A 15,138-nucleotide genomic window follows, 5' to 3' on the forward strand; every position below is an offset into this window, starting at 1 on the left:
TCCAGGTGGGTGCTTTTTAAGTCACTTCAACAGCCACAGTATCGCCATCGGTAGCCAAACCGCCGTTACCAAGCCGTTGATGGCAAGCCCGAAGGCAGCATATCGCCCTGCGGTGGGGCTGATTGTCCATGCCTCGACCGTACCAATGGCGTGAGCAACCAAGCCAAGCGCCAAGCCTTTTGCTCTATCATCCGTGATGTTTTTGAACAAAATTCGGCACACCCCCGCCCCCAAAATCCCTGATACGATGATGATAAGATTCGCCATGACAAGTGGCGCATCGATGATCTGAGCGACCGACAAGCCCACAGGCGTGGTCACCGAACGCGTGGCGAATGACAGGATCGTATCCATATTTAGCGCGAACAGATAGGCAAGCAGCATCGGCAAGATCGCCCCAACTAAGCTTGCCATGATGACGATGATAGACAGCTTTTTGACAGGCAAGCCCTTAAAATCCATACCTGCCAAAGGCACAGCAAGCAGTACGGTGCTATACCCAAGCAAGCGGTCAAACACAGGTTTGGCATGGGCGTAATAAGTATTGTAGGGCAGTTGAATGACGGCAATGATGATGAGTGTCAGCACAATGGCGATGATAATCATCGGTATGCCACGAAAATAACGGCTGATATAGTGCAAGACATACTTCGCCCCGATGTGGGCGATGAGCGTAACGATAAAGGCGATAAAAATCGTGGTGCTATCAAGAGTTGGCATGGCTATCCCCTTGATTATCTGTACTTTTTAGCCAGTTTTGGGACAATTTGGCGAACGCCCACAGCGGTATCACGGTGCTAAGCACGATGACCGCCGACACGGCAAGCAAATCCGACCCCAGTCCAAACAACAAAATCCCCGCCCCTGCCGACACAGGTAAAAAGGCAAACCCACTATCCACAAGTAGCACGCTTGCCGATGACGATAGCCAATTTGGCAAACCACCCTTAATGAGCCGCACGCCTATCAGCACGGCAAAGAGCGACACCAAGCCGACAATGTTGGTGGCGGTCGGCATACCAAAAGCAGTGCAAACGACCAATGCAAGCTCGCGCACACCAATAACGATAACAACGGTAGCAAGCATGCCCAGCCAGAAAGTGGGCGACTTGGTCAAATATGGGGATTTCATGGTCGTCCTTGTAACAAATTAACTTTTATTAAAGCATTATCTATTCACAAGGTCAAGCCGTGATCGGTACACTTTATAGAAATGTTCGGTATTTTCTGAGAGAATGAAATATCATTAATGGTTTAAAATGAGTGCGAAGATTTCATAATCCGTGAGAAAAGTGTAGATTTAGCAGTCGATGGTGTACTTATGGCCTAAAAATAATATTGGATTTTGTTTAAGAGCCCAATCTAAGATTTGCTTTGTGGAGCAATATCTGCCAAAATACAAATCGCTACATACACCCTTTTTAAAAGCACGATTCTTATAGCCCTTTTTCAACATACAAATTTGAGATTCAACATATTTGTTATCAGGCATGTTTACAAATCCAATATTTTCAAATCCGCACTCTTCCATATCACTTTTAATTAATTCATAATTAACATTCTTTTTGTTTGGTTTGTAAAAATATGACCGGCTTTCTGGTGGTGGTTGCATTGACCTAGCTAGGCAACCTGTTAAAATACAAAGGCTTAAAATACATAAACAAAACTTTTTCATTGCTTGCGCTTTTGTTGTTTTGTTTATCTTAGCAAATCACAGAGTGCGTATTACTTACCACTTATCAAAACCCCGTCCTACAAACAAAACGGATCTAAATCATCATTGTTATCTTTATCATCATTCGCCTTAACTTCCACCTTTTCAAACTCTTCCAATTCTGGCAAAAATTGGCTTGCCTCGTGTGGCGGCAATACGTCAAAGGCATTAAAATGATATTTACCAAGCAATTCTTTTAATTTAGCTTTGGCAAGGCGAACGGTGAGCATCTCATGCCCTGTATCGTCAAATTCGCTATGGGTGATGACCCCAAGCTCGTGCAAGGTATTTTTAAATTGCCCTGCGTGATAGGGTAAGGTGAGCGTAAAGTCGGACAGTCCGCCCACCAATAGCTCTTGCACAGCTTGAGTGAGTTTGTCCATGCCTAAGTTTTCACGAGCAGACACATAGACACGGTGTGGCACGCCTTGTTCTTTGTAGTGAATGGTTGGCATCTCATCGGTGCGGTCGATTTTGTTATGCACCAGTAGCACAGGAGCAGTCACACCAATCTCATCAAGCACCGCATTCACCGCATCAATCTGCTCGTGCATGTCGGGACTACTGCTGTCAATGACATGAAGCAGTAGGTCGGCCTCTAGAGTCTCTTCTAGCGTGGCATGAAAGCTCTCCACCAGCTCATGGGGCAGATGACGCACAAAGCCCACCGTATCAGCAAGCACGACATTGCCCACGCCCACCCATTTAACCTTGCGAAGTGTCGGGTCTAGCGTGGCGAACAGTTGGTCGGCGGCGTAGATATTGTCATCAGCAAGGCGGTTAAAGAGTGTAGATTTGCCTGCGTTGGTGTAACCGACAAGCGACACGGTCGGCACGTCTGATTTTTGGCGTTTGGCGCGTCCTTGCGAGCGGGTTTGTTTGACTTTATCGAGCTTGTTTTTGAGCTGATTTACTCGAATTTGCAAAAGTCGTCTGTCCGTCTCCAACTGCGTCTCCCCCGGCCCTCGAAGTCCGATACCACCCTTTTGGCGCTCTAGGTGCGTCCACCCACGCACAAGGCGAGTGGCAAGGTGCGACAGCTGGGCAAGCTCCACTTGCAATTTACCTTCATACGTTCTGGCACGCTGGGCAAAAATATCCAAAATCAGCCCCGTGCGGTCTAGCACACGGCACTTAATCAAGGCTTCTAGATTTCTCTCTTGGCTTGGGGTTAGGTCGTGGTTAAAGATCACGATGTCCGCTTCATGGCGCGCCACCGCTTGGGCAATCTCGTCTGCCTTGCCCGTGCCGACAAAGTATTTGGCGTGCGGCTTGTTCCGTCCGCCCGTAATGATGTCAAGCTCATTCGCTCCTGCCGAATGCACCAGCAGGCGAAACTCTTCTAAATCATCAGGGTCAATCATCTCACGTATGTCAAGATGTACCAAAATGGCGTTCTCTCCGCCGTCATGTCGGTCAAAATATTGCAAAAGCTATCCTTTGTGATTTCAATGTTATCTGTGGTAGATTGTGGTATGATAGCCAAATTTCAAGGTAGGATCATACGATGAGTATACTGCATTTTAATCATAAAACCCTTGATCTATCCACACCTAGAATCATGGGCGTGCTAAACGTAACGCCCGATTCATTTTCAGACGGCGGACGTTTTAACAGCATAGACACTGCCCTACGCCATGCCGATAAGATGATACGCTGGGGCGTGAACATTATTGACATTGGCGGAGAGTCCACTCGCCCCAACGCCCCAAGCGTAGCAACCGAGACCGAGCTTGATAGGGTTATCCCTGTGGCACAAGCCTTACAAGCGGAGTTTGGCAAAGATGTGTGGCTATCGCTTGACACGAGCAATCCTGTCGTCATGGAACAAGGCATTCATGCAGGGGCGGACATGGTTAATGATGTACGTGGACTTCACCGAGATGGGGCATGCGATGTGGTTGCTCGCCTTGATTGCCCTGTGGTTATCATGCACTCACGGGGCGAACCTGATACAATGACCCAAACCATGAACAGCCTTGCCAATTATGATGATGTGGTGCGTGAAGTCATAAGCGAACTAGATAGAGACATTCAGAACGCCCTAAACGCAGGGGTCAGACGTGAAAACATCGTGATAGATGTGGGCATGGGTTTTGCCAAAAATCACGCTCATCATATCACGCTTATGCAAAACTTGGATACTATCATCGCTCATTTTGGCTTGCCCATGCTCTTTGGTGTATCCCGTAAGCGATTCTTAGGCGAGGTTTTAAGTACATTTGCCCCCGCTCAAGACCACGTCCCAACCGACAGAGACGTGATAGGCACGGTTGCTCACCTGCTTGCCATTCAAAAGGGGGCAAGTATTGTCAGAGTGCATGATGTCGCTCACATGGCACAGGCGATAAAGATGTGGCAGATGGTCAGCTGATTATGTTTAAGTTAACTTTTTTGGGTACGTCCAGCGGCATCCCCACCAAAAGACGTAACGTCTCTGCCCTTGCCGTCGAACTACCCACCAGTGAGCAAGAAAGCACCAATCATCGTGCGCCTTGGCTACTGATCGACTGCGGCGAAGGCACACAGCATCAGCTCATGTACACCAAGCTACGCCTTAGTAACTTGCGCACCATCTGCATCACTCATGTGCATGGCGATCATTGCTATGGCTTGGCGGGCTTATTGGCAAGCCTTGCCATGCATGGGCGCACCACTCCGCTAACCATCATCGCACCTACAGGTGTTTTTGGGTTATTAGACGCTTATGTCGCCCATACCGAGCTTAGATTAAGTTTCGCCATCGAGCGTATCATCATTGAACATGATCAGCCGATCACCCTGTCATTGAACAATCAAACCCTCAATATCAAGACCACCGCCCTATCACACCATTGTCCTAGTTATGCGTTTATCATTAAGCAAGCCATACATCAACATAAGCTGAACATTGACAGACTCGTTAGCGATAACATCCCCAAGCACTTTTGGAATCAGATATTCAAGACCAATCTACCGCACCGGCCCATACATATCAATAATGAATCCATCATCCCAAATGAATACATTGAGCAGATGGACATCAAATCCAAGATCGTCATCGCTGGCGATAATGACACACCAGAACTTCTGACTGATGTGATCCATGATGCTGATGCTCTGGTTCATGAAGCGACCTACACACAGGCGATACTGGATAAGGTGCTGTCTCGGACAGGCGAAGGCAGCTTCGACCCACAGCACAGCAGCGCCAAGATGGTGGCGCAATTCGCCCAGCGTGTAAAACTTCCTAATCTTATCCTGACGCATTTTAGTGCCAGATTTGCGCCTTTTTATGAGCCAAATAACCCTGCCCCTAACATGGGTCATGTCGCACAGGAAGTCAGTCAGCACTATCAAGGGTACTGTGTATGCGCCGAAGACTTTATATCCATACTCATTAATGACAAAAACATGAAAATCATGAAAAAATAAAATAATATAAATCAATATCTTATGTTATTTTTATAAAAATTTTATAAAAAATACTTGTCAACTTCCAAAAAATGTATATAATACGCCCATCAAAACGACATCGACAGATGGTCTAGATAGACAACTTGGGGACGTGGCGGAATTGGTAGACGCACTGGATTTAGGTTCCAGCGCCGCGAGGTGTGAGAGTTCGAGTCTCTCCGTCCCCACCATATTTTAAAAACCGATGATGATTCATCGGTTTTTTATTTTAATAAAATACTTGAAAAATCATAAAATCTTAGTATAATAAACGCTCATTTCGGGCCTATAGCTCAGTCGGTTAGAGCAGAGGACTCATAATCCTTTGGTCCACAGTTCGAGTCTGTGTGGGCCCACCAAATTAAACCCTTTAAAGTCGATGCTTTAAAGGGTTTTTATTTATCTATCATTGCCATAACCATGCTTACACAAAGATGGTATTACTGAGGTGTATTTTGCTGTTCAATGTATTGGTGAATAATCTTAATTGGAGCGCCACCACAACTACCTGCAAAATAGCTAGGCGACCACAACACATCACCTCATAACTGCCCTTTGCATGTTGTTTACAATCTGCATGTGCATTTATTGGTGGTTTATCCGCCTAAGTGGCCATTTCTAGTTTGGTGGATGGTTTAAAAGGTGTGTCTAGTCGGACATTGCGTAAGAAAGAATATCCGTCCATAAAACCACATCGTAAATCGTTTGACATACAATTAGACCGACTGTAAAATATAAAAATCTAATGATACTTAAACCTATGAAAACACTCAAGCTACGCATACGAGATAAACACATAGACCAACTAAACCGCCTAAGCGGTTCGGTCAATTTCGTGTGGAATTATGTTAATGATTTAAGTGATAAATATCTACAAAGAACAGGTAAATTCTTGAGTGCCTACGACCTAAACGAATATACCAAAGGTAGCGGTGAATACTTAGGCTTGCACTCTCAAACCATTCAAGCCATCAATGAAACTTACGCCAAATCAAGAAAGCAATTTAAAAAAGCAAAACTTAACTGGCGTACTAATAACCCAAAGTCTAAACGAATATCGTTAGGTTGGCTACCTTTTAAACAATCTGTCATTAAACACATTGCTCTCACCAAACAGGCAAAAAGGGCTTAAAATCAACCCTGCAACTAAGTCTGACCAAAGGACAAAAGCCAGTCATTGACCTATGGGATGGCTACAATCTATCACTATGCCAATTGATTTAATTAGCTATAATTATAATATTGATCAGCACTGATCGCATCAGGAATGGGGTTATTCAGTAGCGCCAAGGTTTCACGCTCCATCAGTCTTACCATGGTATCTAGCGGCAGGTCATTATCCGCCATGCCAAACGGCTCTTCTAGCTGATAACTAAGCTCATCAAGCCCAAGCAAAAGATAGGATAAGAATCCCACCAAAAATGGCGTCCAAATCCCCATAACCGACTCCAGCCCAAATGGCAACATCCAACAAAAGCAAAATACCGCCCGATGCAGCAGCACCGAATACGGAAAAGGCAGTGGTGTACTGGCGATGCGGTCGCAGCCCGCTTGAATGCTGCCCATCTCCACCACATGACGCTGAACGCTGGTATAGATAATATCTGTCATGCTGCCTGACTTCACTGCATCTATCAGACGCAGCTGCATCCGCTCAAGCACCAGCTGCGGTGCATTGACATGCTGATTAAATCGATCTATCTCATCTTGGTCGATCGGATGATAATGCGTGAACTGCTCAATACTCGCCGACTGTCCGCGCAGACGATTGCGCAGCAGACCAATAAATATCAACATGTCCGTTAGCAGCTTATCTCTCTGATAAGGTTCGAGAAAATGACTGTCGCGGGTTAGATGTCGCGTATTAGCAATCATCGCGCCCCATAGCTTTCGCCCTTCCCACCATCTGTCATAGCAGGCGGTGTTGCGAAACCCCAAGAATATCGACAACACCACCCCAAATACAGTAAAACCCACCGCAGGCACGCCCGTGACGGTATACACCTTATAGTGGGTGAGCATCCATGCCACCATAGACACTGCCATTAAGATGAGCACCATGGGTAGCACTTTTGGCAGTATCGTGCCACGCCAGACGAACAATAGCTTTAGGCTGTTACTTTTATCGCGTACTATCATGGATTATTTTAGGACAGAAAGCGGATCGATGTAGCTGGAATTACGAGAAATACGAAATTCAAGCAATGCCGCACCATCAGGCTGAGCACGCATGCTTGCGATCTTTTGACCTGCTTGCACGGTTTGACCTGACTTAACTTCTGCATTTTGGATGTGGAAATAGTTACTCATAAAGCCATCTGTATGAGCAATTGCGATCATCGCGCCATCGATGTTACCATCAGCATGAATTACCGTACCTGAGCGGCTCGCCAGTACTGCATCACCACCACGACCCGAGAACCACATGCCTTGACTGGTGACACTTTGACCATTAATAGTGGTCGTACCATAACGACGAACCACAGGGTTGCTACTACCCACAGGATAGCGAAACTGCATCAGACCCGCACTACCCACTGATAGTGGTGCATTAGCAGCAGGTGGTGGTGTGTAGCTTGGCGCAGGTGGTGGTGTGTAGCTTGGCGCAGGTGGTGGTGGCAGTGTGGTCGCACGAGGTGGCGTACTTGCCACAGGTGTAGGCGCTCTGGCTGTGGTAGGTGCTGGTGTTCTTTGGACAGATAGCGTTGGGGTTCTACCAGCTGTATCGCCTTTACCCTGCCATAGGGTTAAGTATTGCCCTGTATAGATGGTGTACTTAGAATCCAATCCATTCATTCGCCCAAGCTCACGCCAGTCAAGCCCATAACGCTCTGCAATCTTACTAACAGTATCGCCCTGCTTTACCATGTAGCGATTTGGTACACCGCGGCTATTGGTCACGATTTTTTGATTGCTCGCACCACCATTGTAAGTTGGCTTGCTTGCACAGCCTACCAATGTCAAAGCACCACACGCACCGATCAATAGCGCGGTAGCTTTTAAGGGTGCCATGAGTGAGTTTGTTGTTTCTTTGTGGGCGACATCCATCACAATAACCTCTTATATACAGCTTGATGATTTATTTTGGCAAAATTATAAACAAAATCTAGATAAACATAACCGCCCAATTTGGGCGGAGTTTATTGTAACACAACCATAAAAAACATGAAAACCCATCACAGGACAGGTTTTCATGTTTTTGTTAAAAAAGATTAATTAAAACAATTATTTACAATTTAGCAAAACTAATCATTTAACCTTGAGCGAGATTCGGCCGTTCGCTACGCTTAATGAATGCATAGATCACGCCCGTTACGACAGAGCCCACCGCAATCGCCACCAGATACATCAAGGGCTGCGACACAAAAGGAATCACGAACAATCCACCATGAGGCGCCTGCAAAGCAATGCCAAGCCCCATCGAGATCGCGCCTGTGATCGCACCACCGATGAGTGAGGCAATGATCACGCGTGCAGGGTCTGCCGCAACGAACGGAAGCGCGCCTTCAGAGATGAAGCACAGACCCAGTACAAATGAGGCCTTACCCGCATTGCGCTGGTTTTCATTGAATTTACGGCGAGCGATCCAAGTTGCGATCGCCATGCCAATCGGTGGCACCATACCAGCTGCCATGGCGGCAGCGATTGGGGTATAGACACCTGAAGCAATCATACCCACAGAGAAAGTATAAGCTGCTTTATTAACAGGACCGCCCATATCCGCACACATCATCAAGCCTAGGATGATGCCTAGAATGATGGCGTTGATTTCACCCATGGATTTTAGCCAATTGGTCAGCATCTCCATCAGTGCCGCCACAGGCGGGTTAATGGCATAGATCATCAACAGCCCCACGATGAGCGAACCCAGTAAAGGCAAAATCAGAATGGGCTTGAGCGCAGAGAGGCTTGGCGGCAGCTTAATGGCGTTATTTAGGAATTTCACCGTATAGCCCGCTAAGAAACCAGCAACGATACCGCCCAAGATGCCCGCGCCGGCTGTCGTAGCCAGCATACCACCAATTAGACCCACTGCCAAACCAGGGCGATCCGCGATTGAGAATGCCACATAACCTGCAAAGATAGCAATCATCAAATGAAATGCCGCGCCGCCACCGATGTCCATCAATGCTTTTGGCAGACCAAAGGCGATTGCTTGATCCTTAAATGCTTCCACACCGAACATGAACGACATGGCGATCATCAGACCGCCCGCCACCACAAGTGGTAGCATGTGCGACACACCGGTCATCAGATGCTTATAGATGCCTTTTTTCTCATCAGCATCTGCCGCCTGTGCAGCGTTCGCCGCACCGCCTTGATAGACCGTCGCTTGACTTAATGCCTTATCAAATTCCTGCGCTGTCTTCTTTAGGGCAAGCCCCGTTGAAGTGCGGTACATTCTCTTGCCTTGGAATTTTGACAGATCAACATCGATGTCTGCCGCCACGAACACCAGATCAGCAGCAGCCACTTCATCAGCGGTGATGGCATTACCAGCACCCACCTGCCCGCGAGTCTCAACCTTGACATTCCAGCCTTGTGACTTGGCATGGTTCTCGATCGCTTCTGCTGACATGAAGGTATGCGCCACCCCTGTCGGACAAGCTGTTACCGCCACGACATTAAGCGGCTTATTAGATGGCGATACAGCACCTACAGCACTCGTAGATTCTTGAACTGATACAGGCAGTAGTTGATTCAGATAATCATCTTGGTCAAATTGCGCTTCATCTAAGGCATCTTGATTCAGATAAATGGTCTTACCTTCGACAGCCCGACGATCACCAATGACAATCTTGTGCGCATGTGTTGCCTTGTCATCAAGACTTACAGTGGTAGGAACCGCTCTGTCTTGTAGCGCCTTTGCCAGTTTCTTGGCAAGCAGCAGCGAATATGCTGATCCCTGCTTTGGGACAATCACATAAGAAGTGGATAAAAATTGCATGAAATTTTCCTACATTAGGATAACAATAACAATATCAGTCTCAAGGCAGCGGTTTAACTCAAAACCACCCAGAAACCATTAAATAAATCTAATCATCAGCGACCTGACGAACTTGAACCTGTGGCAGCAGTCGGGACAATTCTTCATCATTCGCCGCGCGAAAGCCAACAATGCTCACCGCATAAGCTGATAAGGCGGTCGCACGCGCCAAAGCACTCAAGGCATCTAAGCCTTGTAATAGCCCGGCCATCATACCTGCCACCAAGGTATCGCCTGCACCTACCGTGCTAACAACGGTCATTTTTGGTGGTATCGCCTGATACACCTTATCACCAGCGAACCAGTTCACGCCTTGGCTGCCCATTGATACGATGACGTTATCAATGTTCATGCGACCGATCAGCGCGCGCTGTTCTTGAAGGGTCTTTGCAGGCTTATGAAATACTTCAAACAGCTCATCATGATTAGGCTTAATAAGCCAAAGCTTATGCTTAAAGGCAACTTTTAAAGCGTCGCCACTTACATCGACCGCCACTTTATCACAGACTGCCGTTAGAGTGCTGAGTAATTTATCAAAGTCACCAATATCAAAGCCTTGCGGTAGGCTACCTGCCACCAAGACAGCTTGGCAATCTTTGGCTAGATCACTAAGCTGCTTGAATAGCATTTGCTTGTCAGCATCATTCACCAAAAAGCCTTTGCCGTTAATGTCGGTCGTCGTACTGTTATCAGCGATCTTAATATTCGTACGGGTCTCGCCTGCCACACGCACAAAACCATCTTGAACCAACCCGCCCTGCATTGCTTGGCGATCTGCAAATAACTGCTCAAATATGGCAGCATTATCCACCCCCAAAAAGCCCGATGCAATGGTATCAGTACCAAGATCAGCAAGAATCTGAGCGGCATTTAGCCCTTTACCAGCAGCATCAGATTGGGATGATAAAGCGCGATTCACCTCACCCACTCGTAGCCCATCCACCGATACCGTCATGTCGATGGCGGGATTCAATGTGATACATAATACTGACATCAGTTGCGATCCTTATAAGTTAAGGTGCGCACATCGCTGGCAGTTTGGCATGCCAAAGCTCGCTTGGCAAGGTACTGACAATCCACCAGATTCAGTCCGCGAATCTGATCTTTAACCAAAGCAATGCTCGATACCGACATACTAAGCTCATCAACGCCAAGTCCCACTAGGATAGGCACTGCTTTTTCGTCGCCTGCAAGCTCACCACACACGCCCACCCATTTGCCATAAGCATGCGCTGCCTTGACCGTATGGTCGATGAGCGTCAAGATACTTGGGTGCAGACCATCCGCATCTTTTGATAAAACCGGATGACCGCGGTCAATCGCCAAGGCGTACTGGGTCAAATCATTTGTGCCGATACTAAAGAAATCCACTTCCTTGGCGAATGCATTCGCCATGATCGCCGCGCTTGGCACCTCAATCATGATGCCCACTTGTAGATTATCATGCGGATATTCTGCCAGCACCTCATCTAAGATCGATCGAGCTTGCGTCCACTCTTCAAGCTGCCCCACCATCGGGAACATGATTCGAAGATCTCGACCCTTGGATGCACGGATGAGCGCAATAAGTTGATTCTTAAGAAGTTCTGGCTGCTTTAATGTTAGACGAATGCCACGCACCCCCAAAAAAGGATTATCCTCGCTCGGCATCGGCAGGTATGGCAAAGGCTTATCCCCGCCAACATCTAAGGTGCGCACCACCAAAGGCTTGCCTTCTAGCGCATCAAAAACTTTCTCATAATCACGAATCTGCGTGTCAATATCTGGCACTTGTCTGTGAGCCATGAATACAAGCTCAGTACGAAGTAGTCCCACCGCCTCAGCGCCACTATCCACAGCAGGCTTAGTATTATCGACATTACCCAGATTCACCGCCACTTCGACACGATGACCATCTTGTGTGATGGCAGGTTCATGTGCGTGCTGATGAGCAATGCGTTTGCGCTCTTTTAGGGCAAGCTGTTCTTTTTGACACGATTTTATCTGCGCTTCACTTGGCTCAACCACAAACCAGCCTTCACCTGCATTCATCAGAACTTTGGCGTCTTGATCGATGTTTAGAACTTCTGTACCTGCACCCACCAGAGCAGGAATTCCTAAGGCACGTGCAACGATGGCACTGTGTGAACTGGCACCGCCTACCGCTGTTAGAATGCCTGCCACTCGTGCAGGATCTAGACTTGCCACATCGGATGGCATTAGATCCTCTTTGATAAGCACATACGGAGAATTAGGTTCGCTCGGTAACTCTTTCCCTGTCAATGCAGACAGCACCTTTTGACCGACATCTCTTAAGTCTGCCGCGCGCTCAGCCAGCAGGTGATTGGAGACTGATGATTGTAATTTTGCCATCGTCTCAATATGCGCATGCCAAGCCGCTTCGGCAGACAGCCCATCATCGATGCCGTCTTTGGCACCAAAGGTTATCTCTTCATCTTCTAACAGCGCCAAATGAGCGGTAAAAATCTTAGCAATCGCGGCGCTCTTAGCATGGCTGATGGTCTGAGAAAGTTCTTCTTTGGCCGCTTCGATCGCATTCATGAGTCGGGCAAATTCTGCCTTTGGATCGCTGGAAGTCGCCGGGTATTCAAACCGCATCTGACGAACGACATGAGCTTCACCCACCGCTAGACCTGACGATGCTGTAGTTGCCGAGCTTTTTTCACCCTTGACGATTGGACTGGCTTTATGACTAAAATCAAGCACGACTGGTGTTGTTTCATTGGCTGCTGTAGTCGCTGCCAGAGCTTGTACGCTCTCGCCCAATCCATCAGCCACCGCCTGAGTTAATTTGTCCAGGTGCGCCACCGCATCCGTGTCAGGCTCTGCGATGAATTTTAGGGTCTGACCACGGACAGCGCCAAGCGATAATAAGCGCGATAGGCTCTTGGCCGATACAAAAAACCCATCATCCACCGCAACTTTAATCTCGCCATCGGCTTCTTTGGCAAGGCTTGACAGCGCAGTGGCAGGACGTGCGTGTAGCCCGTGTTCGTTTAGGATGACGGCTGTCTTAGTCGCCCAAGATTGGCTAGATTCTGCGCCTAACAGCTCTATAATCTTAGCAGTATCTACACCATCAACCGCTGTGGCGAACTCATCATCAAGCATGGCATCGTAAGCTTGGCTTAATTTCTTAGCATCTAAATATTCATTGGCAACAACCACAGCCACGGCTTTTGGAGCGATGTTCTCTTTGGCTATGGCGATGGCAAGCGCCGACTGATTAATCTGCTCGCTCTTACCTTGAATGGTAATACATCTAATATTATTGACCAATGATGTTGATTGGCTGGACAGTGCGGATATGCCATTTACCACGCCTGATGACTTTAGTGCATTTAAGGCGGTAAAGTATAACGCGTCTGAGTCTTTGGCGCTATCGTCTTGCTTGATCAGATTCTCATGCAATAAGAATGACAATGGCGCGCCTTGAATAATGGCAAGCACATCCTCTGGTGTCTTGGCAGATTTAACTTTATCTGACACATCATCAGACAGCACCTTGGTCAGCTGTTTTAATACTTGCAGGTGCTCATCAGACTTGGCAGCGATAACCGCAGCCAGATACACCACATCACCCTCATCATTCCAAACCACCCCATCAGAAAAATACACCAAGCGCACCCCTGTCTGTATGATAGCATCGCGCGAGGCAGGTGTCCCATGCGGAATGGCAATGCCCTGACCCAGATAAGTCGCCGACTGCGCTTCACGGTCTTTTATGCCTTGTAAATATTCTGGCGTGGTCAAAGCGTCTTCGATGAGTACACCACCAAGCACCGCTAATGCTTCGTCTTTGTTGGCGGCATGGGCATTCATGCGGATGTCTTTTGCCGTTAATTGCATGTCATTCCTTAGGCACAAACCTGATTGATCGCTTGGACGAGCCGAGCGATTTATTCGAAATTTATAAACTTAAAAATTAGCTAATTTTACCATTTTTGGGCGGTCAAAATAATAACTTTTCTCAATATTTTTGTAAAAAACAGCAGACCCAACTTTGGATCTGCTGTTAATGATAGATACCTACTACAGAAGTTACATGCCTGGCTTGGTATATGCCAAGATGACGATGATCAAATAAGCCATCGCAGCAAGTAGCATGCCTGCACGAGCCTGCACATTGGTGCTGGTTGGACGGATGGCCTTAATGTTCGCCGATACCGCAACGAATAGCAGCACTAATTTAGCGATCGCCCAATGCTGTACGCCTGCTACTTGGGTTAATTGCCAAAATAGATACAGACCTGTACCCACTAGTAGCAGATAAATAAGGTGGCTGGCCCCCTTAAAGGCACGCGACAATACCAGCTGCTTACCACTAAAAACAAAAATCGTCTGATACAAAAACAACCCTAGCGTGATCAGCGCCATGAGCATGTGTAGATGTTTCATGATAATCCTATTCGTAGATAACTTCTAAAATCTCAAACTCTACCAAGCCGCCTGGGGTTTGAATCTTCGCTTCATCGCCTTCAGACTTGCCAATCAATCCGCGAGCAATAGGAGAGTTCACGGAAATCTTACCTGTCTTAACGTCAGCCTCGTCATCACCCACGATCTTGTAACGACGCTCTTCACCATCATCGATGTTCTCAAGAACCACTGTCACACCAAAGACCACGCGACTATCTTGGGGTAGCTTGGTAGGATCGATGACTTGCGAGCCGCCAAGTTTGGCTTCGATGTCACGGATGCGCGCTTCGCACAAGCCCTGTTGTTCACGCGCGGCGTGATATTCGGCGTTTTCTTTGAGATCGCCATGCTCGCGAGCCTCTGCGATGGCATTGGTGATGCGTGGACGTTCAACGGTTTTTAGCTGTTTTAATTCAGCTTCTAAAGCGGCGTGCCCTTCCGGGGTCATTGGATAACGTTGCATGATTTTCTCCATGAATAAATACAAATAGTGAAAAACACCACGCCAAAAAGGGTGGTGTTTTTTATCAGTCAGAATATTGACTAATGGTAGCAGTTTTGATTCAAAACTTCAAGCCAAATT

General features: G+C 47.4%; 13 protein-coding genes, 2 tRNA genes and 3 pseudogenes. 6 read left to right on the forward strand and 12 right to left on the reverse strand.

What is annotated here, in order from left to right:
- Positions 1-21: 21 nt before the first annotated feature.
- The 4 genes from DYD54_RS07070 to hflX form a co-directional block, all read right to left on the reverse strand.
- Positions 22-720, reverse strand: a complete 699-nt coding sequence (locus DYD54_RS07070) for an LrgB family protein (RefSeq protein WP_063514326.1) — start codon at positions 718-720, stop codon at positions 22-24.
- Complete coding sequence (locus DYD54_RS07075; protein ID WP_063514327.1) at positions 707-1,132, reverse strand: hypothetical protein; 426 nt, start codon at positions 1,130-1,132, stop codon at positions 707-709. The genes DYD54_RS07070 and DYD54_RS07075 overlap by 14 nt, the downstream gene beginning before the upstream one ends.
- Positions 1,133-1,300: 168 nt before the next feature.
- Positions 1,301-1,675: a hypothetical protein gene (locus tag DYD54_RS07080; protein ID WP_147285079.1), complete on the reverse strand. Its 375-nt coding sequence runs from the start codon at positions 1,673-1,675 to the stop codon at positions 1,301-1,303.
- 77 nt (positions 1,676-1,752) lie between these two features.
- A complete protein-coding gene (hflX, locus tag DYD54_RS07085) occupies positions 1,753-3,144 on the reverse strand; it encodes a ribosome rescue GTPase HflX (RefSeq protein ID WP_063514329.1) in 1,392 nt (463 codons plus the stop codon).
- A 77-nt stretch (positions 3,145-3,221) separates the two neighbouring features.
- Between hflX and folP the strand changes: the two genes are divergently transcribed.
- From folP to DYD54_RS07105, 4 genes are all read left to right on the forward strand, one after another.
- Positions 3,222-4,088: a dihydropteroate synthase gene (gene folP, locus DYD54_RS07090; RefSeq protein ID WP_063514330.1), complete on the forward strand. Its 867-nt coding sequence runs from the start codon at positions 3,222-3,224 to the stop codon at positions 4,086-4,088.
- A gap of 2 nt (positions 4,089-4,090) precedes the next feature.
- Positions 4,091-5,128: a ribonuclease Z gene (locus DYD54_RS07095; RefSeq protein ID WP_063515006.1), complete on the forward strand. Its 1,038-nt coding sequence runs from the start codon at positions 4,091-4,093 to the stop codon at positions 5,126-5,128.
- Between the two features lie 127 nt (positions 5,129-5,255).
- Positions 5,256-5,340: transfer RNA gene (locus DYD54_RS07100), tRNA-Leu, on the forward strand.
- 91 nt (positions 5,341-5,431) lie between these two features.
- Positions 5,432-5,508, forward strand: a tRNA-Ile gene (locus tag DYD54_RS07105).
- A gap of 81 nt (positions 5,509-5,589) precedes the next feature.
- On the opposite strand, the pseudogene DYD54_RS07110 reads toward DYD54_RS07105, so the two are convergent.
- Positions 5,590-5,685: pseudogene (locus tag DYD54_RS07110) on the reverse strand (transposase); the annotation flags it as partial.
- Positions 5,686-5,725: 40 nt separating this feature from the next.
- Between DYD54_RS07110 and DYD54_RS11925 the strand changes: the two are divergent.
- Positions 5,726-5,838: pseudogene (locus DYD54_RS11925) on the forward strand (transposase); the annotation flags it as partial.
- A 71-nt stretch (positions 5,839-5,909) separates the two neighbouring features.
- Positions 5,910-6,367: pseudogene (locus DYD54_RS07120) on the forward strand (RNA-guided endonuclease InsQ/TnpB family protein); the annotation flags it as partial.
- 6 nt (positions 6,368-6,373) lie between these two features.
- Here the strand turns inward: DYD54_RS07120 and DYD54_RS07125 are convergent.
- The 7 genes from DYD54_RS07125 to greA form a co-directional block, all read right to left on the reverse strand.
- Positions 6,374-7,288, reverse strand: a complete 915-nt coding sequence (locus DYD54_RS07125; RefSeq protein ID WP_063514331.1) for a bestrophin family protein — start codon at positions 7,286-7,288, stop codon at positions 6,374-6,376.
- A gap of 3 nt (positions 7,289-7,291) precedes the next feature.
- The gene (locus DYD54_RS07130) at positions 7,292-8,200 is read right to left on the reverse strand and encodes a peptidoglycan DD-metalloendopeptidase family protein (protein ID WP_147285080.1); all 909 of its coding nucleotides are present in this window, start codon (positions 8,198-8,200) and stop codon (positions 7,292-7,294) included.
- A gap of 202 nt (positions 8,201-8,402) precedes the next feature.
- Positions 8,403-10,097, reverse strand: a complete 1,695-nt coding sequence (locus tag DYD54_RS07135; RefSeq protein WP_063514333.1) for a fructose-specific PTS transporter subunit EIIC — start codon at positions 10,095-10,097, stop codon at positions 8,403-8,405.
- Between the two features lie 88 nt (positions 10,098-10,185).
- Complete coding sequence (locus DYD54_RS07140; protein WP_063514334.1) at positions 10,186-11,130, reverse strand: 1-phosphofructokinase; 945 nt, start codon at positions 11,128-11,130, stop codon at positions 10,186-10,188.
- Positions 11,130-13,985, reverse strand: a complete 2,856-nt coding sequence (gene ptsP / locus DYD54_RS07145) for a phosphoenolpyruvate--protein phosphotransferase (RefSeq protein ID WP_063514335.1) — start codon at positions 13,983-13,985, stop codon at positions 11,130-11,132. Before ptsP ends, DYD54_RS07140 begins: the two co-directional genes overlap by 1 nt.
- A gap of 192 nt (positions 13,986-14,177) precedes the next feature.
- Positions 14,178-14,534, reverse strand: coding sequence for a SirB2 family protein (locus DYD54_RS07150; RefSeq protein WP_063514336.1), 357 nt, complete (start codon positions 14,532-14,534; stop codon positions 14,178-14,180).
- A 7-nt stretch (positions 14,535-14,541) separates the two neighbouring features.
- Positions 14,542-15,018 (reverse strand): transcription elongation factor GreA, encoded by a 477-nt coding sequence (greA, locus tag DYD54_RS07155; RefSeq protein ID WP_063514337.1) that lies wholly within the window; start codon positions 15,016-15,018, stop codon positions 14,542-14,544.
- Positions 15,019-15,138 lie beyond the last annotated feature (120 nt).

This window comes from Moraxella ovis (genome assembly GCF_900453105.1).
In the GTDB taxonomy this organism is placed as follows: Bacteria; Pseudomonadota; Gammaproteobacteria; order Pseudomonadales; family Moraxellaceae; genus Moraxella; species Moraxella ovis.